An 18,491-nucleotide genomic window follows, 5' to 3' on the forward strand; every position below is an offset into this window, starting at 1 on the left:
CGATACACGACCCGGATGGTTGCGTCGATCCGCCACGTTGCGTGCGGGAGGCGGGCCGCGCCTCACCGGCGGAACGCGAACAGGAGCGCCCCCACCACGCCGGCGAGGCCGGTGGCCACGTACAGCACGCCGGCGGCGAGCGCCTTGCCGCCGGTGAGCAGGCCGCCGCTGGTGGGCATGCGGCGGCGCACGAACCCGTCCCGCACGCCGATCCAGGCGCAGACCAGGCCGGAGACCAGCAGCACCGCGGCGACGATCCAGTGGAGCGGCTTCGAGGGGTCGAGGAAGGCTTCCAAGGGGTCGGGATTCTACGGTCCCCGCCGGCGGGCGTCACCCGCGGATGCGCAGACGGCCTTGACCCCGTCGGGGTCTAGATCGGATCCGGCCCCCGGGCGTTCCTACCGCCGAACCCGCACCGGAGGTCGCACCATGTTCCGCACCCTGGCCCTCGCCGCCGCCCTCGCCCTCGCGCCCGCCGCTCCCGGCGCCCAGCCCGCCCCGGCCGCCCCGCCGCCCGCGCCCGCCCCGGCGCCGCGCGTCATCGCCGTCTCCGGCGAGGGGCGCGTCTCGGTGCGCCCCGACGTCGCGGTGCTGTTCGCCGGCGTCACCGCCACCGGCAAGGACCTCAAGCGCGTCACCGCCGACACCGACGCCCAGCTCCGCCGCATGCTCGAGGCGCTGGCCCGCGCCGGCGTCGCCGAGAAGGACGTCCAGACCGTGCGCCACGACGTCTCGGTGGACCGCGACTGGAACGTGAAGGGCGGCGGCCCCGGGCCCATCACCGGCTACACGGTGACCGACGAGCTGCGCGTGAAGGTCCGCGACCTCGCCAGCCTCGGCACCGTCATCGAGCGCGTGCTCGCGGCCGGCTCCAACACGCTCCGGTCGCTCGCGTTCGAGAAGGAGGATCCCACGCCCGAGCAGGGCCGCGCCCTCGCCGCCGCCTACGCGGTGGCGCGGTTCAAGGCGGACGCCATCGCCCGCGCCGCCGGCGTGGCGCTGGGCGAGGTGCTGACCGTCTCCGAGGGCGGCGAGGTCCGGCCGTTCCCGGTCATGCGCGACGCGCGCGTGATGGCGATGAAGGCCGAGGCCGCGCCGGTCGCCGCCGGCGAGGTCGAGGTGGCCGCCACGGTGAGCGTCACCTTCGCCATCCGCTGAGCGGCCCCCGTCGCCCGCCCGCCGCCCGGCCGCCTCTCGTGGCGCGCCGGGCGGCGCGCGGGTACCCTACGCGCCACACACGTCGAGGAGCGCACGCGAATGGCCAAGCCGAAGATCGAGGAGCTGGTGAAGGGGAAGGGCCCGGAGGCCGTCCGGGGCAAGACGGTCGAGGTCCACTACACGGGCTGGCTCCTCGACGGGAAGCAGTTCGACTCGTCGGTGGGCGGCAGCCCGTTCTCCTTCCGGCTCGGGGCCGGCGAGGTGATCGAGGGCTGGGACCGCGGGGTCGCCGGCATGAAGGTCGGCGGCAAGCGCAAGCTGACGCTGCCGCCGGACCTGGCCTACGGCGCCCGCGGCGCGCCGCCGGAGATCCCGCCCGGCGCGACGCTCGTGTTCGAGGTGGAGCTGCTCTCGGTTTACTGAAGGTACGCGTCCGGCCGCCGCCCTCCCGCGCGGGCCCCCGAGAGGAGGCCGCGGCGGCCGTCGCAACCCGCCTCGCACGCCGTTAGGTGCTCCCCGTCCGCGATCCACCGGAGACAGGAGGGGGCACGTGACCACGACCATCGACTATTCCAGCCTGAGCCTGCAGGACGCGCTCGACCTCGCCATCGGCATCGAGCGCGAGGCGCAGGAGCGGTACGAGGAGTTCACGAAGCTCGTGGGCGGCCGGTACGCCGGCGACGCGTCCGACATGTTCCGCATGATGGCGAGCTACGAGGCCCGGCACCGCGCCGAGCTGGCGGAGCGGCGCGCGAAGCTGTTCGGCGCCGCGCCGGCGCACGTCGCCCCGGACGCCACCGAGGACGTCGAGGCGCCGGACGTCACCGCGCCGCGCGTGTTCATGTCGGCGCGCCAGGCCATGGAGGTGGCGCTCGCCTCCGAGGAGAAGGCCTACGACTTCTTCACGGCCGCGCTCGCCCAGGTGCGCGATCCCGACGTGCGCAAGCTCTTCACCGAGCTGCAGGGCGAGGAGCTGAAGCACCAGCGGCTGGTGCGCGAGAAGATGGAGAAGCTGCCGCCGGGCCCGGATCTCGAGGAGGAGGACGCGGACGAGCCCGGCTCCGACGCCGGGTAGGCCGGGCCCGCCTCACCCGAGCCAGCTCGGGTTGTGCGTGGTCGCGTCGTAGCCGTCGGTGGTCTTGTAGCGCTCGTCCCCGCCGCCCTGCGCCGCCGGGGCGGTGCGGGCGAGGAGCGCGTTCACCTCGGCCTCGGCGAGCGGCCGGAACCCGCGCGCGACCCGCAGCGCCTGCTCCACCCGCTCCAGCGCGTCGCAGCCGGTGATCACGGTCGCGACCGGCAGGCTCATCGCGTAGCGCAGGCACTCCTCGGCCGAGGCGATGTTCCGCTGGACGATGCGGGCGTCGGCCATGGGCTTCATGCCGAGCGGCGCGATGCCCCGGTCGAGCAGGGCCGGCAGCACGCGCTGCTCGAAGCTGCGGAAGTGCGCGTCGAGCACGTTGAGCGGCATCTGCACGGTGTCGAAGCGGAACCCGTGGGCCTCCGCGGCCGCGAGCATGGCCAGGTGGACGTCCGGCGACTTGTGGCCGGTGAAGCCGAGGAAGCGCGCCTTCCCGGCCCGGCGCGCCTCCAGCAGCGCCTCGGCGGCGCCCCCGGGCGCGAAGGTCCGGCCCGGGTCGTCGTCGCGGATCACCTCGTGGAGCTGGAGCAGGTCCACGTGGTCGGTCTCGAGGCGGCGCAGCGACTCGTCCAGCTGCCGGGCGGCGGCCTCCTGGGTGCGCCCGTCCACCTTCGTCATCAGGAACACGCGGTCGCGGTAGCCGTCGCGGAGCGCCTTGCCCATGCGCCGCTCGCTCTCGCCGTCGTGGTAGTCCCAGCAGTTGTCGAGGAACGTGATCCCGCCGTCCACCGCGGTGCGGAGGATGCGCAGGCTCTCCTGCTCCGAGGGCGGCACCGCCAGGTGGAAGCCGCCCAGCCCGACGATCGAGACCGTCTCGCCGGTGCGGCCCAGCGCACGGCGCGGGACCTCGTCCGCGCCCCCTCCCCGTCCGTCGCCCATGCCGGCGCCTCCGCCGCAGCCGACGGCCGGGAGCACGGTCGCGGCGAGCGCGGCGCGGAGGAAGTCCCGGCGGGTCAGCGGCGGCATCTCCGCCACAGGATGCGGCCGCCGCGGGCGCGGCGGGAGGGCCCCGGCCGCGCGGGCGAGCGCGGCTAGGCGCGCGAGGAGCGGGGCGCCGGCGGGCCGCCGGCCAGGAACGCCTCCGCCCGCAGCGCCGCCACCACCTCGGCCTCGCCCGGCCCGGCCACGCCGCGGGCGGCCGCCTGCGCGAGCTGGTCCACCACCTCGTTCACGGCGTGCCCGTCGTGCCCGCGCACCCAGGTGTACGTGACGCTCAGGTCGCGGGCGCGCGCGTCGAGCGCCTCGATGAGGTCGCGGTTCAGCACCGGCTCGCCGCTGGCGGTGCGCCAGCCCTTCCTGCGCCAGCCGTGGATCCACCGGGAGAGCGCGTCCACCACGTAGCGCGAGTCGGAGATCACCTGGACCGCCTCGCCGCCCGGGAGCCCCTCCAGCGCCTCCAGCACCGCCCGCAGCTCCATGCGGTTGTTGGTGACGGCGTTCGGGCCGTCCTCGACCCAGCGCGTGCCGCCGAACCGGTAGGCCGGGCGGGCGCGGTCGAGCACCACGTAGCCGGTGCCGCCCGGGCCGCCCGGGTTCACCAGGGCGGAGCCGTCGGAGAAGGCGATGAAGCGGGCCTGGGGCATGGGGCGCGCACCCTAACCCGCCCCCCTGACGCCCCGCCATGTCCCGTCCCGCCCCGCCCCGCCCGGCGCCGCCAGGCGGCTGCCGGGCCCGCTACCCTGTTCCCCGGATGCGCCGCCTGCTCGCCACCGCCCTCACCTACGCGCTCGCCGCGGCGGTGGTGGCCGTGTCCTTCCCGCTCGCGCTCGCCCTGTTCCTGCTCACCGCGCCGTTCGACCGGCGGCGCATGGCGGTGAGCGAGCTGCTGCGCTGGCTGGGCGAGGTCCTGCTCCGGCACGCGCCGCTCTGGCCGGCGCGCATCGAGGGCTCGCTGCCGCCGCCGCCGGCCACGTTCGTGGTCGTGCCGAACCACCAGTCGCTGGTGGACGCGATCGCGGTCGCGTGCCTGCCCCGCAACATGAAGTGGCTGGGCAAGGTGGAGGCGTTCCGGCTGCCCTGGCTGGGCTGGGCGTTCCACCTCGCCGGCTACGTGCCGGTGAAGCGCGGCGACCGCGCCAGCGGCGCGGTGGCGCTCGCGGCGATGCGCCGCTGGCTGGAGGCCGGCGTGCCGGTGGGCCTGTTCGCGGAGGGGCATCGCACGCGCGACGGCCTGCTCCAGCCCTTCCACGCCGGCCCGTTCCGCCTGGCCGTGGACCTGGGCGTGCCCATCGTGCCGGTGGCGATCTCCGGCGCCTGGCGCGCCATGCCGCCCGACCGCGCGGCCATCCGGCCCGCCACGATCCAGGTGCGGATCCTGCCGCCGGTGCCGACGGCGGGCCGGACGCCGGCCGACGTGGACGCGCTGCGCGAGGAGGTGCGCGGCCGGATCGCGGCGGCGCTGGCGGAGCTGGAGGCCCCCGCCGCGCCGCCCGCTCCCGCGCCGGCTACGCCTTCTCCAGGATCGCGGTGAGCAGGCGCCAGAACGCCGCCACCGACGCGATCGAGACGCGCTCGTCGGGCGTGTGCGCGTCCCACATGCTCGGACCGATGGAGGCCATCTCCATGCCGGGGTACTTCTCGCCGATGAGGCCGCACTCCAGGCCGGCGTGGATGGCCTTCACCAGCATCGGCTTCCCGAACAGCTCCTGGTGGACGCCGTTCACCAGCGCCACCATCGCGGACCCCGGCTCCGGCTTCCAGCCGGGGTAGCCGCCGGAGTGCCGCGCCTCGAAGCCGGCCAGCGCCGCGATGGCGGCGATGCGGGCCGCGAGCGCGCGCTTCGACGCGTCGATGGCGCTGCGGGTGAGGAAGCACACCTCGGCCCGCGGCGTGGCCGCGCCGGCGTCCGCGTCCACGATGGCGAGGTTGGTGGAGGTCTGCACCAGCCCCGGGATGGCCGGGCTCATCGCCTCCACCCCGTGCGGCCCCGCTACCAGCAGCCCGATCACCGCGCGCGCGTCGGCGGCGGCGATCACCTGCGCCGCCGCGCCGGGCTCGAGGACGACGGCGAGGCCGGGGTCGAACGCGCCCAGCGCCGCCTTCCAGTCCTGCTCCAGCGCCGCCGCGTCCGCGCGGAGCGCCGCCTCGCGCGCCGGCTCGACCAGCACCACCGCCGAGGCCTCGCGCGGGATGGCGTTGCGCTTGTTGCCGCCCTTCAGCGCCGCGACCCGCAGGTCGTGCCGCGCCGCGAGCGCCTCGAGCACCTGGCCCAGGAGGCGGACCGCGTTCCCGCGGCCGGCCGCGATGTCCACGCCGGAGTGGCCGCCCTTCAGGCCCATCACCCGCAGCCGCAGCGCGGTCCGGCCGGCCGGCGCCGGCTCCACCGCGAGCGCGCGCGAGACGACCGTGTCCACGCCGCCGGCGCAGCCGATGGTCAGCTCGCCCTCCTCCTCGCTGTCGAGGTTGAGCAGGCGCGGCGCCCGGAGCCAGCCGGGCTTCAGGTTGTTCGCGCCGGTGAGGCCGGTCTCCTCGTCCACCGTGAACAGCGCCTCGATGGCCGGGTGGGCGAGGTCGCGCGAGGCCAGCACCGCCAGCGCCGCCGCCACGCCCACGCCGTTGTCGGCGCCGAGCGTGGTGCCGCGCGCGCGCAGGACCTCGCCGTCGCGCCACACCTGGATCGGATCCTTCTCGAAGTCGTGCGGCGTGCCCTCGTTCTTCTCGCAGACCATGTCGAGGTGGCCCTGCAGCGCCAGCGCCGGCCGGCCCTCGCGGCCGGGCGAGGCGCGCTTGCGGACCAGCACGTTGCCGATCGCGTCGCGCTCCACCTCGCAGCCGAGCCGCCTCGCCTCCCCCTCGACCCAGGCGGCGGCCGCCGCCTCGTTCTTCGAGCTGCGCGGGATGCGCGAGAGGTCGAGGAAGTAGCTCCAGAGGGCCCTGGGCTCGAGGGTTCCGAGATCGGCGGACATGCGTGCTCCCGTTGCGAAGGTTCGCGGATGCGGTCCCCGCACCGTGCGGGCGGGCTCCGTGCGCGCGCAGCCTAGCAGGAAGCCGGCGCGGCGGAACGCCCTCGCGCGGCGGCCGCGGGGCGCGTCACGGACGGCCGGCCCGCGTCTCCCTGCGGCGGGCGTCCGCCCGATGCGCTATACCGACGCCCCTCACCTCCCGGAGCGCTCCCCTCCATGCGGATCTGCATCTTCTGCGGCTCTTCCAGCGGCGTCCGGCCCGAGTACGCGGCGGCCGCCCGCGAGACGGGCGACCTGCTCGCCCGGCGCGGCATCGGAATGGTCTTCGGCGGCGGGCGGGTGGGCCTCATGGGCCTCGCCGCCGACGCCGCCCTCGCCGCCGGCGGCGAGGTGGTGGGCGTCATCCCGCGCACGCTGGTCGAGCGCGAGGTGGCCCACCAGCGCCTCACCGCGCAGCACGTGGTCGAGACCATGCACGAGCGCAAGGCGCTCATGGCGAAGCTGACCGACGCGTTCGTGGCGCTGCCGGGCGGCGCCGGCACGTACGAGGAGCTGTTCGAGATCTGGACCTGGGCGCAGCTCGGCATCCACCGCAAGCCGCTCGGCGTGCTGGACGTGTCCGGCTACTTCGCGCCGCTGCTCGCGATGGCCGACCACGCGGTGAAGGAGGGCTTCATGCGACCCGAGTACCGGGCCATGCTGCAGGTCGCGCGGGATCCGGCGGAGCTCCTCGACAGGCTCGCCGCCTACCGCCCGCCCGAGCACAAGTGGGCGCCGGCCCGCGACGTGAAGCCCTGAGCGCGCGGGCGGCTCGCGTGACTTCGGCCCGCTCATCCCGAGCGTAGCGCGGCCCCGGCCGCGCGGAGTCGAGGGACGGGTCGCCCGCCCCGAGCCCGTCGAGGCCTCACCCCCGGCGCCGCAGGCGCCAGGCCGCCGGGGCGCCGCCGCGCGCCCACGCGGCGCGCGAGGCGGGCAGCATCTCGTCGCCGGCGACCGCGCCCGCGGTGGCGCGCATCACCCAGCCCTCGCGCACGTCGGCGCGCAGCTGCGCGGCCATGGAGCGCGCGCTCGCCACCCGCCACCAGCCCAGCCCGGCCGCGAGCACCCACAGCGCCGCGGTGGCCGGCGCGGCCGCGTGCGCGCCCGCCCGGCCGGCCGCCGCCGCGAGCAGCCCGAGCGTCAGGATCGCGAGCGCCCAGGGGAACCGCGCCACCCGCGCCGCGAACGCCGCGATCTCGTCCTTCTCCTCCGGGGTCAGGGCGCGCTTCACCCAGCCGCCGCCCTGCAGCGCCTCCGGCACGTCCGAGACCGGCAGCGCCCAGGTGACCGGGTCCGCCGGGACCGCCGCGGCCTCGCCCACCCTCACCCGCCGCGCCCGGCCCCGCGCGCCCGGCAGCACCCGGCCGCTCCGCGGCAGCACCTCGAGCGCGCCGGCCCCCTCGCCGAAGCGCACCGCGAGCCCGTCGTCGAGATCGCGGGCCAGCGTCCGCCAGGCGCGGAGCCCGTCGCGCACCAGCAGCACGGTCGCGGGCAGGAAGAGCAGCAGCGCGAGCGCCATCCACCCGGTGCCGGCGGCGTAGGCCATGCGCTCGCCGAGCCGCATGACGTGGCGCGCGAACCACGGGGCGAGCGGCACGCTCGCGAGCGCCAGCGGGCCCACCAGCGCGGCCAGCGCGGCGCGGACGGCCAGCCGGCGCCGCAGCGCCTCCGCCCAGGCCCGCTCGCCGGGCGTGAGCGGGCGCGCGTCCGACTCCGGGCGTCCCTCGCAGTAGCGCACGCGCGGACTGTACCAGCGGCGGCGCGCGGCGGGGGCGCCGTCACGACCCGCCGCCGGAGCCCTCGTCGCGCCCGTAGGCCCGCGCGGGATCGACGTGGAGCCGGCGCAGCGTCTCCCGATCCGGCGCGCCGGTGGCCGCGAGCCCCTGCGCCTCCTGGAAGCGGCGCAGCGCGGCGCTGGTGGCGCGGTCGAGCTCGCCGCGGCGGTGTGCGCCGAGGTAGCCGCGGTCGCGCAGCGCGTCCTGGATCTCGCCCACCGCGCCGGGGGCGAGCAGCGCCTCGGGCGAGGCCGGCACGCGCGGGCGCTCGCCGCGCGGGGGGACGCCGCGCTCCTCGGGGCGGTCCGGCGCCTCGGGCGCGCCGCCGGTCGGCGGCGGGCGCACCGGCTCCCGCTTGCCGCCCGCGGCGCAGCCGAGCGCCGTCGCGAGCGCGAGCGCGCGCCAGGCCCTCATCGCCTCGCTCCCTTCTTCGGCTGCGCCCGCGGCGGCCCGTGCCCCGGCGAGAGCGCCCGTCGCGCCTGCTCCAGCGTGCCCTGCTTCTCCTTCGCCTTCGGGGGCGGCAGGCCGGAGAGGCCGCCCGCCAGCCCGCGGACGAACGCGTTCCGCAGCACGCCCAGGATGGTCGGAACCGCCTGGACCTGCGGGCCCTTCACGCGCCCCTCGATCGGAATGGTGGTCGCGACGACCTCCTTCCCGCCGCGCTCGTCCGAGAACAGGTGCAGCGACGCGTCGGCGAGCATCGCCTCGAGGCGCGTCCCCAGGTCCGGCGCGCCCGCCTTCAGCGCCGCGTCCTTCACCAGCGGGCGCACGCCGCCGGAGAGCCGCCCGTCCTCGGCGCGGAACCGCACGTACAGGTCGAGCGTCCCCCGCTCCGGCACGAGGTCGGTCTTCGCGTCGAGCAGCTCGCCCAGCTCCGCGAGCCGCAGCCCGGTGACCGCGCCCTGCCCGGCGAAGGTGAGCTGCTTCGCGAGCGGGTCCGCGGTCGCGAACACCGACACCGTGCCGGAGCGCTGCAGCGTGGCCCGGGCGGCGAGCACGGTGGGCTCCCGGCGCGCCAGCGCGGCGCGGGTGGCGAAGTTCTCGAGCGTGGCCTCGATGCCGTGGAACCAGAGCCGCGGCTTCTCGGGCTCGCGGCCGTCCACCCAGAGCAGCTCGCCGTCCTTCACCTCGGCCCGGTCGATCCGGAACGGCGCGAGCGCCTCCAGGCCGCGCCCGGCCTCCGGCGCCTCCTTCGCCGCCTGCGTCCGCTCGCGCGCCTTGCCGACGAGCAGGTTCAGCTTGGGCCGGCGCAGCTCGACGCCCGCCACCAGGTGGCCGCGCAGCAGCTCCTTCCCGTAGACGCCCAGCTCGGCGCGCTCGACCTCGAGGTACGGGAGCGCCTCGCCGCCCGCGCCCAGCTTCACGATGCGGAGGTGGTGGATGACGTACGAGAGCGCGAGCAGCCGGATCTCGACGTCGGAGAAGGTCCCGCGCATGCCCTCCAGGCCGGCCAGCACCTTGCGCGTGCGCCAGGTCGCGATGGGATCGAGCGCGAGCCGGGCCGCGATCCCGAGGACGAGCAGGATCCCGAGCGCGACGGCGAGGCGTCTGGCGGTGCGGCGCCGCATGGCCTCCCTCGAGCATGGGCCCGGGGGCGCTTCCCGGCACGGCGCCGCCAGCCGGCCGGCGCCCTACCCGGCGGCCACCGCGCGGAGCCCCTGCTCCAGGTCGGCCACCAGGTCGTCGGGATCCTCCAGCCCCGCGGACACGCGCAGGAGCGCCGGGGGCGCCTCGGGGTCCACCTTGCGCCGCCACTCGACGAGCGACTCGACGCCGCCGAGCGAGGTCGCGTCGCGGAACAGCCGCAGCTTGCCGGGGAGCGCCCGCGCCTCGGCCTCGCTGCCGAGCTCGAACGCGAGCATGGGACCGGGGCCGCGCATCTGGCGGGCGGCCAGCTCCCGGCCCGGGAAGTCCGGGCGCGAGGGGTGCCACACGCGCGCCACCCGCGGCGCCAGGAACTCGGCGAGGCGGGTCGCGGTCGCGGTCTGCGCGCGGACGCGGACGCCCAGCGTGCGGACGCCGCGCAGGACGAGCCACGTCTCGAGCGCGCCCAGCACCGCGCCGCCGACCGTGCGCGCGCGGCGCAGCGCCTCCCCCAGCGCCGGGTCGCGCGCCACCAGGACGCCGCCCAGCGCGTCGGAGTGGCCGGAGAGGAACTTGGTGAGCGAGTGCATCACCAGGTCGGCGCCGAGCGCGAGCGGCTGCTGCAGCACCGGGGTCGCGAACGTGCCGTCCACCACCAGCAGGGCGCCGGCCGCGCGGGCGCGCGCGGCGTGCGCGGCCACGTCCTGCACCTCGCAGGTCGGGTTGCGCGGGGTCTCCAGCCAGACGAGGTCGCCCTTGCCCACCGGCGCGTCGAGCGGGACCTTCTCCACCCCGAGCCGCGCCAGCGCGTCGATGGCGGCGTGCGTCCCGTGGTAGCCGCCGCGCGCGATGGCCACCCGGCGCGGCTGCAGGTGCAGCAGGGCCGCGGTGACCGCGGCGAGCCCCGAGGCGTACACCACCGCGGTGCCGCCGCCCTCGAGCGCGCCCAGCACCGCCTCCAGGCGGCGGCGCGTCGGCTGCTCGTCGCGCGAGTAGACGAGGCCCTCGGGGTTGTCCGCGTCGAAGGTCGTGGAGAGGTGGATGGGCGGGGCGACGTCGGGCGAGGGCTCGACGCCGGCGTCGGCGTGCAGGGCGAGGGTCTCGGGGCGGAGCGGAGCGGCCATGCGGCGCATCCTCGTCCCGGGCGGCCCCGGCGGCAAGCTGTCGCACGCGATCCCCCCGGGCCCCCGCCCGGCCACCCCGCGTCACGCTCCGGTTTCGAGCGCCGGCGCGCGGGCGCGGCTAGGATGCTGGCCATGACCAAGAAGCGCGTCGGCATCCTCACGGGCGGCGGCGACGTCCCCGGCCTGAACAGCGTGATCAAGAGCGTCGTCTACCGCGGCGCCGAGCACGACATCGAGGTCGTGGGCATCCGGCGCGGGTGGGAGGGGCTCACCCACCTCGACCTCACCGACTCCGCCAGCAAGGCGCGCTACGTCTGGCCGCTCGACCGCGAGAACACCCGCACCATCGACCGGACCGGGGGCACCATCCTCCACTCCTCGCGGACGACCCCGCGAAGATGAAGAAGCTGCCGCCGCACCTCCAGGGGACGTCGTTCCCGACCTCGACCAGCACCAAGGGCGGGACGGCCACCACCACCTACGACGTCTCGAAGCAGGTGCTCGCGAACCTCGAGGCGCTCGGGCTCGACTACCTGCTCGCCATCGGCGGCGACGACACGCTGTCCTACGCCGCCCGGCTCCACGAGCTCGGGTTCAAGGTCATCGCGATCCCGAAGACCATGGACAACGACGTCCGGAACACCGAGTACTGCATCGGGTTCTCGACCGCGATCACCCGCGCCATGGACGCCATCGAGCGCCAGCGCACCACGGTCGGCTCGCACGAGCGCATCGGCGTGTTCCGGGTGTTCGGCCGCGACGCGGGGTTCACCTCGCTCTACACCGCCTACGTCACCTCCATCCGCTGCCTCATCCCCGAGCACAAGCCGAAGATCGAGCACGTGGTGGACCTGCTGGTCACCGACAAGCGCGAGAACCCCTCGGGCTACGCGCTCATCGTGCTCTCCGAGGGCGCGCAGTGGGAGGGCTACGCGGTGCAGGAGTACGGCGACGCCGACGCGTTCGGCCACCGCAAGAAGGCCAGCGTGGGCGAGTCGCTCTCCGACGAGATCAAGCGGCGCACCGGCGAGGAGACGATCGTCTCCGACCTGACCTACGACCTGCGCTCGGGCGATCCCGACTTCATCGACAAGCTCATCGCGTACACGTTCGGCACCATGGCGTTCGACGCGGTGCTGGAGGGGAAGAGCGGCCTCATGTCGGCGCTGGTGGACGGGCGCTACGACCTCGTGCCCATCCCCGACCCGAAGCTCGGGCCCCGCAAGGTGGACGTGGCGAGCATGTACAACACCGACCGCCTGCGGCCGATCTACGCGAACAAGCGCGGGCTGCCGGTGTTCCTGAACAAGATCTGACCGGCCGCGGCGCCGCCCGCCCCTCGACGCGCCCGGGGCGGGCGGACCCTCCCGCGGGCTACAGCTCGTACAGCGACGTCCCGAGCCGCTTGTAGCCGCGCTCGCGGGCGAGCGCGTCGAGCTGGAGCGTGGTCCAGTCGGCGAGCAGCAGGTCCGGCGCGCCCTCCCGGGCCACCGTCTTGAGGTAGCCGTTGCAGCCCTGGCACACGTCGAGGCGCAGGCCGTCCTCGCCCTCCACCTCGAAGACGTCGATCTTCTCGGGGGCGGCGTTGCCGCAGTACGGGCAGCCGATGCGGCGGAACTTCCAGCGCGTCCCGCAGCAGCCGCAGGCGAGGCGGCGCTCGCGGCCGGCGGCCGCGGGGACGAGCTGCGCCACCACCGGGCGCGCGGCGCAGGTGGGGCAGTGCGCGTGCATCCACCCGTCCTCGTCGCGCCAGGCCTGGAACGCCGCCACCGTGGGCGCGAGCACCCGGCGGAGCGCGCTCCAGCCCAGGTAGCGCAGCAGGCCGGGCTGGGCCGGCGCCTCGGCGTGCTCGCCGTCGAGCACCCAGGCGACGGCGCCGCGCAGCTCGGCGGGGCGCCCGGCGAGGCGCTCCTTCAGCTCGCGCACGCCGGCCGCGACCGCGTCGGGCAGCGGCGCGGCGTCGAGCGCGGTGATCACCTGCTCGAGCGCGGCGGCGCCGTGCGCGGCGACGTCGGGGCGCCCCTGCTCGGCGCGCAGGAGCGCGATGCCGCGCCCGTACTCGGCGCGGTAGGCCTCCCACTGCTCCGGCGCGGGCGGGGGCGCGGCCTCGGCGCGCGCCGCGGCGTCCTCGACCCTCCCCTGGACGTCGGCAATCCGTGAGAGGTAGGGGTGGGTGCGCAGCCAGTCGTGGAGTTCCGTGTCCATGGACCTACCCTTGTAGCGAAAAGAGAAGCTCCCGGCACCGGGATCCGGTAGCCGGGAGCTTCGGGGTCGCGTACGCGCGGGCGCGTTACGCGCTGACCTGCTCGGCGTGCGGCTCGTTCGCTGCCTTGGCGGGCTCCTCCTTGGGCAGCACCGGCATGTGCCGGACGGCGAGCCCGAAGAGGAAGATGGTCGCCGCGATGAGGCCGAGCGAGACGCCCCACTCGACCGAGCTCGGCAGGTACGCCTGCGCCGAGTCCTGCGGCATGGCGCCCTTCAGGCTCATCGCGAACACCACCACGCTCATGCGGTTCAGCACGATGCCGCCGGTGGCGAGCGCCGCCGCCACGCCCAGGACCGCCGGGCGCTCACGGAGCTTCGCCGAGCCGAGGAGCACGAGCGGCAGGAGCCCGCCCAGCACCACCTCGGCGAGGAACAGCCCGGCCTTCGGACCGGTGAACGCGTGCCCGAGCTGGCCGCGGACGGCCAGGTCGCCGAGGCGGAACGCCTCGTAGACCGCGAGGGCCCAGAACGCCACCTTGCCCAGCGCGGCGAGCTGCGCGACGCGGAGCTGCCGCTTGAACGCCTTCGCGATCCACATCTCCACCAGCACCATCAGGCCCAGGCCGGCCGCGATGGAGGAGAGGAAGAAGTAGAGCGGCATCACCGGCGACCACCAGGCGTGGTCGAGCTTGTCGGGCATGAGCAGGAACAGCGAGCCCAGCGAGCTCTGGTGCATGGTGGACAGCGTCACCGCCGCGATGGCGAGGAGGATGGGCACCGGCTTCTCGCCCGGGCGCGTGCGGAACGCGTACGCCAGGACCGAGAACACCGCCGCGGCGGCGGCCGCGATCAGGACGTTGCGGGACATCAGGTAGACGAACAGCGTCACCGCGCCCACCACGTACCAGGGCGACCAGCGCTTCCAGGCGTCCATCGCCTTCTTCATGCCCCAGCGCTCGAACGGCACCGGCATGAACTCGAACGCGAGCACCGTGACGTAGAGGCCGACGCACCAGGAGACCTCGAACATGGCCGAGTGGTGCGGGGCCTCGGTGCCGAGGCGCCAGAAGTGCCACGGCAGGCCGAGGTCGGCGAGCAGCGTCACCGTGACGAACGAGTAGGACAGGAGGCCCATCAGCACGGCGGATCGTCCGATGGAGTACAGGTCCTTGCGCTGGAGCACGTAGATGAGGCCCGCGGTGGCGAACGCGCCCGCCGCGACCGCGATCCAGACCAGGTCGAAGACGATCCAGAGGCCCCAGGCGTAGGTGTCGCTGAGGTTGGTGGAGCCGCCCAGGCCGAGGGCGAACCGGGCCACGAAGGAGATCGCGCCCCAGGCCATCACCGCCGCGAGCAGCTTGTTCGCGGTGGTCCAGAACGGCTGCTTCACCGGGGCGAACTCGGGGTGGTGCTCGTGCGCCTCCCCCTCCTTCGCCTTCACCTCCTGCTTGCGCTTCGACAGCGCGTACACGCCGCCGAGCGCCGCGCCCACCCCGATGACCGCGGGCGGGACCGCGCCGAGCGCCACCGCGCTGCGGCGCGGGAGCGGGTCGGTGCCGAGGTCCATCGGGAACCCGAGCTTCTCGAACGGGACCGGCGACAGGTACAGCATGTTGGTCCCGCCCACCTCGTGCTCGCCGTAGACGTGGTCCACGTACTTGGCCGGGCTGGCCGCGATGCGCGCGTGCGCCTCCTTCAGCAGCTCGTCCCGGTCGCCGTACTTCAGCGCGCCGGCCGGGCACTGCTTGACGCACGCCGGGGTGGCGTACGCCGCCGCGAGGCGGGTGCGCTCCTCCGCGCCGAGCGCGACGCCGTTGCGCTCCTCCGGCGCGACCGCCGCCTGGCGGCCCACGCACATGTCGCACTTCATGATCTTGGGCGCGAGCGAGTCCCACTCCGCCGTGGGCACGCCGAACGGGCAGGCCCACATGCAGTAGCGGCAGCCGATGCACTTCGAGGCGTCGTAGGCGACGGCGCCCGACTCGGTCTTGTGCAGCGCCGTCACCGGGCAGGCCGCCGCGCAGGCCGGCTCCTCGCAGTGCATGCACTGGCGCTTGGTGGACACGTACCGGAGCCCGCCCGGCGCGCTCGCGTCCTCCACCTCGTCGAAGGTGACCACCGCGAACGTGCGGGAGGTCAGCGTGTTGGGGTTCTGGAGCCCCTTGTCACCGCCGAGCAGCACCGTCTGCTCGGCGGGGAGGTCGTTCCACTGCTTGCAGGTGCTCTGGCACGAGCGGCACCCGATGCAGTACGTCGTGTCGATCAACGTGGCCTTGCTCATCGTCGTGTCCTTTCAGCGCGCCGCCCCCTACCGCGAGGCGACGGCCTCCTCCACGCGAGCGACGTCGACGAGGCACGCCTTGGTCTCCTGGGTGCCGGCTCCCGGGTCCACCGCGTCGATGGTCAGGTAGTTGGTGCTCGGACCGGTGCTGAGGCCCTTGAACCCCCAGTTGTACGGCATCCACACCACCGGCACCTCCTGGCCGGCGATCTTCATGACCTGCATGCGCTTGGTGACGACGGCCTTCACCGTCACGTTCCCGCGCGCCGAGGTCACCTTCACCTTGTCGCCCGACCGCACGCTCAGCTTCGCGGCCAGCTTCTCCGGCAGCTCGATCACCGGCTCGGGGAACAGCTCGTTCAGCCACGGCACGTTGCGCGTGGTGGACCCGGCGCACCAGTGCTCCGCGATGGACGAGGTCATGAGCACGTACGGGAAGTCCTTCGACGTGCCGATGGGCTGCTTGGCCTTGACCCGCGGGTACTTGAGGCACGGGTTCGTCTGCACCTTCGGGTGCATGACGTTCGCCACCGGGCTCTCGACCGGCTCGTAGTGCTCGGGGAACGGACCGTCCTTCGGCACGTAGGAGCTGTCGACGGGCAGGTCGTCCTTCGCCTCCTTGAAGGACTTGTACGGCGCGGCCATGAGCCGCCCCAGGCCCTCGGCGTTCATGCGGAACGCGCGCTGGCCCTCGGGCGTGTCCGGGCCCTTGGTGGCGTCCGGCACGTCCGGCGTGTCCTTGCCCTTCCACTTCTTCTCGGTCTCGTCCCAGGCGATGATCGGGATGGTCCCGGGCCAGGGCTTGCCGTTCGCGTCGCAGGAGGCGCGGTTGTAGAGGATCTTCATGTTGCCCGGCCACGACCAGGCGAAGTCCTTGTAGAAGCCGATGCCGGACTTGTCCGAGCTGTCGCGGCGCTTCGACAGGTTCTTCCCGCCGCCGAAGACGCCCGCGTACAGCCAGACGCCCGACGAGGTCGAGCCGTCGGCCTGCAGCTGGCCGATGCCGCCCACCAGGTCACCCGCCTTCAGCACCTTGCCGTCCGGGAGCGTCACGTCGCGGTGCACGCGGCCGTTGATCTCCTTCAGCACGTCCTCGGCGAGGTTGCCCGCGGCGTAGCTCCAGGAGGCCTTGGCGAGCGGCGCGTCCTTGGGATCCGCCGAGCCGGCGTACAGGTCGCGCACCTTGCGGAAGACCGCGTCGATGATCTCGATGTCGGTCTTGGCCTGCCCCGGCGGCTTCACCGCCTCGTACCGCCACTGCACCATGCGGCCGGAGCCGGTGATGGTGCCCTCCTTCTCCATGAAGTAGGCGGCCGGGAGCAGCAGCACCTCGGTCTGGATCGCCTTCGGGTCGGTGCCCGGGCGCTGCCAGAACGCGGCGGTCTCGGTCTCCCAGAGCTCCTGCACCACCAGCATGTCGAGCTTCGACAGCGCGTCGTGCACGTAGGAGAGGTTCGGGTTCGTGACCATCGGGTTCTGCCCGAGGGCCCACAGCAGCTTCACCTGCCCGGCGTAGGCGGCGTCGAGGATGCCGTACACCGAGTAGTCCTTCTTGGCGCTCTTCTTCGGCAGCCAGGCCCAGCCGAACTCGTTCTCGGGGGTGGCGTTGTCGCCGAACCAGGCCTTCAGGCCGTTCGCGGTCATCTTCGCGCGGAAGGTGCCGTTGGACTTCGTCCAGTCCTTGAACGTCGTGTGGACGTGCTCGGGGTAGTTCAGGTAGCCGAACATGTAGCCGTGCAGCACGGACATGTCGCAGGCGCCCTGCACGTTCGGCTCGCCGCGCAGCGCGTTGACGCCGCCGCCCGCCACGCCGATGTTGCCGAGCAGCATCTGCAGGATGCCGTAGCAGCGGATGTTCTGGATGCCCACGGTGTGCTGGGTCATCCCGAGCGCGTACAGGATCGTGCCGGGGCGGTTGTTCGCGTACAGCTCCGCGATCTCGACCACCTGCTTGGCGGGCACGCCCGAGATCTGCTCCGCCACCTCCGGCGTGTAGCGCGCGAAGTGCTTCTTCAGCTTCGAGAACACGCAGCGCGGGTCGTCGAGGTCCTTCGCCTTCACCGGCTTGCGCGCGGCGTCGAGCTCGTAGCCCCAGGAGGCGTTGTCGTACTTGTGCTTCTCGTGCTCGTAGCCCGAGAACACGCCCTCGTCGAAGCCGAACTCGTCCTTCGAGACCAGCAGCGCGTTCGTGTGCAGCTTCACGTACGCCTCGTCGTAGAGGCGGTTCTGGAGCACGTGGTTGATGACCGCCGAGAGGAACGCGATGTCCGAGCCCGGCCGGATGCGCGCGAACACGTCGGCGATCGAGGAGGTGCGGTTGAAGCGCGGATCGACGTGGATGACCTTGGCGCCCTTCTCCTGCGCCTTGCGGATCCACTTCATCGCCATCACGTGGTTCTCGGCGGCGTTGGATCCCTCGATCAGGAAGACCTTCGCGTTCTGCAGGTCAGCCCAACCATTCGTCATCGCGCCACGGCCGAACGATGCCCCCAGACTGGGGACGGTGGGGCTGTGTCAAAGCCGGGCCTGGTGCTCGACGTAGCTCGTCCCGAGCAGCCGACCCATCTTGTTGAAGAGGTAGCACTCCTCGTTCGTGTTCTGGGCGCCGCCCAGGAGCGCGATCGCGTCGGTCCGGTTGACCGGGTACTCCTGGTCGCCGTCCTGCTCGGTGGCGGTCCAGGTCGCGTCGCGCGTCGCCTTGATCTTCCGGGCGAGCTTCTCGTAGGCCTGCTCCCAGGAGATCTCCTCCCAGCGATCGGAGCCCGGCGCGCGGTACATGGGCGCCTTCACCCGCCGCGGCGAGTCGTGGGTGGCCTTCATGGCCGCGCCCTTGGTGCAGAGCGCGCCGAAGTTGATGGCGTGGTCCGGATCGCCCTCGAGGTTGACGAGCTGCCCGTCCCTGACGTGGGCGACCATGCCGCAGCCGCACGAGCAGAAGTTGCAGGCGGTGGTGAACTCCTTGGTGCCCTTCAGCTTCAGGGCGCCGGTGGCGGCCCGCGCCTCACCCGGGCCGAAGCCCAGGTCGGCGAGCGCCAGCCCGGCCGTGCCCCCGGCTGCAATCTTCAACCAATTTCTTCTGCTCAGGGTCATTGTGGTGCTTCCCTTTCGTTGCCAAATCCGGATGGCGGCTGCTCCCGCGGGACGCGGCGTGTGCACCGCCCGGGCCACCCGACGGATTGCCTCCTCGGGCGTACGCCAGGCCACGACGCGGGCGCACTGTACCGATCGGTCCACATTGATGCAAGTGCCCGTGACCCCGAGCGAATTCTGCTTCTAGTCGAGTTC

The 18,491-nt window shown here is 74.2% G+C and carries 18 protein-coding genes; 7 read left to right on the forward strand and 11 right to left on the reverse strand.

Annotated features, from left to right (window positions below; genetic code table 11):
• Positions 1 to 62 precede the first annotated feature (62 nt).
• Positions 63 to 296, reverse strand: a complete 234-nt coding sequence (locus ACOQFB_RS12145) for a hypothetical protein (protein WP_059438022.1) — start codon at positions 294 to 296, stop codon at positions 63 to 65.
• Positions 297 to 429: 133 nt separating this feature from the next.
• On the opposite strand from ACOQFB_RS12145, the gene ACOQFB_RS12150 reads away from it, so the two are divergent.
• From ACOQFB_RS12150 to ACOQFB_RS12160, 3 genes are all read left to right on the forward strand, one after another.
• On the forward strand, positions 430 to 1,158 hold the full coding sequence (locus ACOQFB_RS12150; protein WP_421609860.1) for an SIMPL domain-containing protein: 729 nt from the start codon (positions 430 to 432) through the stop codon (positions 1,156 to 1,158).
• A gap of 99 nt (positions 1,159 to 1,257) precedes the next feature.
• Positions 1,258 to 1,581: an FKBP-type peptidyl-prolyl cis-trans isomerase gene (locus tag ACOQFB_RS12155; protein ID WP_059438020.1), complete on the forward strand. Its 324-nt coding sequence runs from the start codon at positions 1,258 to 1,260 to the stop codon at positions 1,579 to 1,581.
• 127 nt (positions 1,582 to 1,708) lie between these two features.
• Positions 1,709 to 2,233: a ferritin-like domain-containing protein gene (locus ACOQFB_RS12160; protein WP_059438019.1), complete on the forward strand. Its 525-nt coding sequence runs from the start codon at positions 1,709 to 1,711 to the stop codon at positions 2,231 to 2,233.
• Positions 2,234 to 2,245: 12 nt separating this feature from the next.
• Here the strand turns inward: ACOQFB_RS12160 and ACOQFB_RS12165 are convergent, their stop codons facing one another.
• On the reverse strand, positions 2,246 to 3,262 hold the full coding sequence (locus ACOQFB_RS12165; protein WP_059438018.1) for an aldo/keto reductase: 1,017 nt from the start codon (positions 3,260 to 3,262) through the stop codon (positions 2,246 to 2,248).
• 65 nt (positions 3,263 to 3,327) lie between these two features.
• Positions 3,328 to 3,879, reverse strand: coding sequence for a ribonuclease H family protein (locus ACOQFB_RS12170; RefSeq protein WP_059438017.1), 552 nt, complete (start codon positions 3,877 to 3,879; stop codon positions 3,328 to 3,330).
• A 107-nt stretch (positions 3,880 to 3,986) separates the two neighbouring features.
• On the opposite strand from ACOQFB_RS12170, the gene ACOQFB_RS12175 reads away from it, so the two are divergent.
• Positions 3,987 to 4,766, forward strand: coding sequence for a lysophospholipid acyltransferase family protein (locus ACOQFB_RS12175; RefSeq protein ID WP_421609861.1), 780 nt, complete (start codon positions 3,987 to 3,989; stop codon positions 4,764 to 4,766).
• On the opposite strand, the gene pepD is transcribed toward ACOQFB_RS12175, so the two are convergent.
• Positions 4,741 to 6,201: a beta-Ala-His dipeptidase gene (pepD, locus tag ACOQFB_RS12180; protein ID WP_421609862.1), complete on the reverse strand. Its 1,461-nt coding sequence runs from the start codon at positions 6,199 to 6,201 to the stop codon at positions 4,741 to 4,743. The two genes, ACOQFB_RS12175 and pepD, sit on opposite strands and share 26 nt — an antisense overlap.
• A 213-nt stretch (positions 6,202 to 6,414) precedes the next feature.
• Here pepD and ACOQFB_RS12185 point away from each other — a divergent pair, with 213 nt between their 5' ends.
• A complete protein-coding gene (locus ACOQFB_RS12185) occupies positions 6,415 to 6,996 on the forward strand; it encodes an LOG family protein (RefSeq protein ID WP_421609863.1) in 582 nt (193 codons plus the stop codon).
• A 106-nt stretch (positions 6,997 to 7,102) separates the two neighbouring features.
• Here the strand turns inward: ACOQFB_RS12185 and ACOQFB_RS12190 are convergent, their stop codons facing one another.
• The 4 genes from ACOQFB_RS12190 to ACOQFB_RS12205 form a co-directional block, all read right to left on the reverse strand.
• The gene (locus ACOQFB_RS12190; protein WP_421609864.1) at positions 7,103 to 7,975 is read right to left on the reverse strand and encodes a hypothetical protein; all 873 of its coding nucleotides are present in this window, start codon (positions 7,973 to 7,975) and stop codon (positions 7,103 to 7,105) included.
• 40 nt (positions 7,976 to 8,015) lie between these two features.
• On the reverse strand, positions 8,016 to 8,426 hold the full coding sequence (locus tag ACOQFB_RS12195; protein WP_059438282.1) for a peptidoglycan-binding domain-containing protein: 411 nt from the start codon (positions 8,424 to 8,426) through the stop codon (positions 8,016 to 8,018).
• Entirely contained in the window at positions 8,423 to 9,580 is a 1,158-nt protein-coding gene (locus ACOQFB_RS12200; protein ID WP_059438281.1) for a DUF748 domain-containing protein, read from the reverse strand. The genes ACOQFB_RS12195 and ACOQFB_RS12200 overlap by 4 nt, the downstream gene beginning before the upstream one ends.
• Positions 9,581 to 9,643: 63 nt before the next feature.
• Positions 9,644 to 10,720, reverse strand: coding sequence for a trans-sulfuration enzyme family protein (locus ACOQFB_RS12205; RefSeq protein ID WP_059438280.1), 1,077 nt, complete (start codon positions 10,718 to 10,720; stop codon positions 9,644 to 9,646).
• Positions 10,721 to 10,852: 132 nt separating this feature from the next.
• Here ACOQFB_RS12205 and ACOQFB_RS12210 point away from each other — a divergent pair, with 132 nt between their 5' ends.
• Both ACOQFB_RS12210 and ACOQFB_RS12215 read left to right on the forward strand, forming a co-directional pair.
• Positions 10,853 to 11,122 carry a 6-phosphofructokinase gene (locus ACOQFB_RS12210; protein ID WP_494492228.1) on the forward strand — a complete coding sequence of 90 codons (270 nt, stop codon included), beginning with the start codon at positions 10,853 to 10,855 and terminating at the stop codon, positions 11,120 to 11,122.
• Positions 11,119 to 12,036: a 6-phosphofructokinase gene (locus ACOQFB_RS12215; protein WP_494492229.1), complete on the forward strand. Its 918-nt coding sequence runs from the start codon at positions 11,119 to 11,121 to the stop codon at positions 12,034 to 12,036. Before ACOQFB_RS12210 ends, ACOQFB_RS12215 begins: the two co-directional genes overlap by 4 nt.
• Before the next feature lie 58 nt (positions 12,037 to 12,094).
• On the opposite strand, the gene ACOQFB_RS12220 is transcribed toward ACOQFB_RS12215, so the two are convergent.
• From ACOQFB_RS12220 to fdnG, 3 genes are all read right to left on the reverse strand, one after another.
• Positions 12,095 to 12,925, reverse strand: a complete 831-nt coding sequence (locus ACOQFB_RS12220) for a formate dehydrogenase accessory protein FdhE (protein ID WP_059438278.1) — start codon at positions 12,923 to 12,925, stop codon at positions 12,095 to 12,097.
• An 85-nt stretch (positions 12,926 to 13,010) separates the two neighbouring features.
• The gene (locus ACOQFB_RS12225) at positions 13,011 to 15,206 is read right to left on the reverse strand and encodes a 4Fe-4S dicluster domain-containing protein (protein WP_059438277.1); all 2,196 of its coding nucleotides are present in this window, start codon (positions 15,204 to 15,206) and stop codon (positions 13,011 to 13,013) included.
• A gap of 27 nt (positions 15,207 to 15,233) precedes the next feature.
• A complete protein-coding gene (gene fdnG / locus ACOQFB_RS12230) occupies positions 15,234 to 18,296 on the reverse strand; it encodes a formate dehydrogenase-N subunit alpha (RefSeq protein WP_421609865.1) in 3,063 nt (1,020 codons plus the stop codon).
• Positions 18,297 to 18,491: the final 195 nt, after the last annotated feature.

Origin of the sequence: Anaeromyxobacter sp. Red801 (assembly GCF_049201065.2) — a bacterium.
In the GTDB taxonomy this organism is placed as follows: Bacteria; Myxococcota; Myxococcia; order Myxococcales; family Anaeromyxobacteraceae; genus Anaeromyxobacter.

Excerpts from the sequence above, each read along its gene's own strand:
- ACOQFB_RS12150 (WP_421609860.1), top strand. The coding sequence starts at position 430 with ATGTTCCGCACCCTGGCCCTCGCCGCCGCCCTCGCCCTCGCGCCCGCC.
- ACOQFB_RS12155 (WP_059438020.1), top strand. The coding sequence starts at position 1,258 with ATGGCCAAGCCGAAGATCGAGGAGCTGGTGAAGGGGAAGGGCCCGGAG.
- ACOQFB_RS12165 (WP_059438018.1), bottom strand. The coding sequence starts at position 3,262 with ATGCCGCCGCTGACCCGCCGGGACTTCCTCCGCGCCGCGCTCGCCGCG.
- ACOQFB_RS12170 (WP_059438017.1), bottom strand. The coding sequence starts at position 3,879 with ATGCCCCAGGCCCGCTTCATCGCCTTCTCCGACGGCTCCGCCCTGGTG.
- ACOQFB_RS12175 (WP_421609861.1), top strand. The coding sequence starts at position 3,987 with ATGCGCCGCCTGCTCGCCACCGCCCTCACCTACGCGCTCGCCGCGGCG.
- pepD (WP_421609862.1), bottom strand. The coding sequence starts at position 6,201 with ATGTCCGCCGATCTCGGAACCCTCGAGCCCAGGGCCCTCTGGAGCTAC.
- ACOQFB_RS12185 (WP_421609863.1), top strand. The coding sequence starts at position 6,415 with ATGCGGATCTGCATCTTCTGCGGCTCTTCCAGCGGCGTCCGGCCCGAG.
- ACOQFB_RS12195 (WP_059438282.1), bottom strand. The coding sequence starts at position 8,426 with ATGAGGGCCTGGCGCGCGCTCGCGCTCGCGACGGCGCTCGGCTGCGCC.
- ACOQFB_RS12200 (WP_059438281.1), bottom strand. The coding sequence starts at position 9,580 with ATGCGGCGCCGCACCGCCAGACGCCTCGCCGTCGCGCTCGGGATCCTG.
- ACOQFB_RS12205 (WP_059438280.1), bottom strand. The coding sequence starts at position 10,720 with ATGGCCGCTCCGCTCCGCCCCGAGACCCTCGCCCTGCACGCCGACGCC.
- ACOQFB_RS12210 (WP_494492228.1), top strand. The coding sequence starts at position 10,853 with ATGACCAAGAAGCGCGTCGGCATCCTCACGGGCGGCGGCGACGTCCCC.
- ACOQFB_RS12215 (WP_494492229.1), top strand. The coding sequence starts at position 11,119 with ATGAAGAAGCTGCCGCCGCACCTCCAGGGGACGTCGTTCCCGACCTCG.
- ACOQFB_RS12220 (WP_059438278.1), bottom strand. The coding sequence starts at position 12,925 with ATGGACACGGAACTCCACGACTGGCTGCGCACCCACCCCTACCTCTCA.
- ACOQFB_RS12225 (WP_059438277.1), bottom strand. The coding sequence starts at position 15,206 with ATGAGCAAGGCCACGTTGATCGACACGACGTACTGCATCGGGTGCCGC.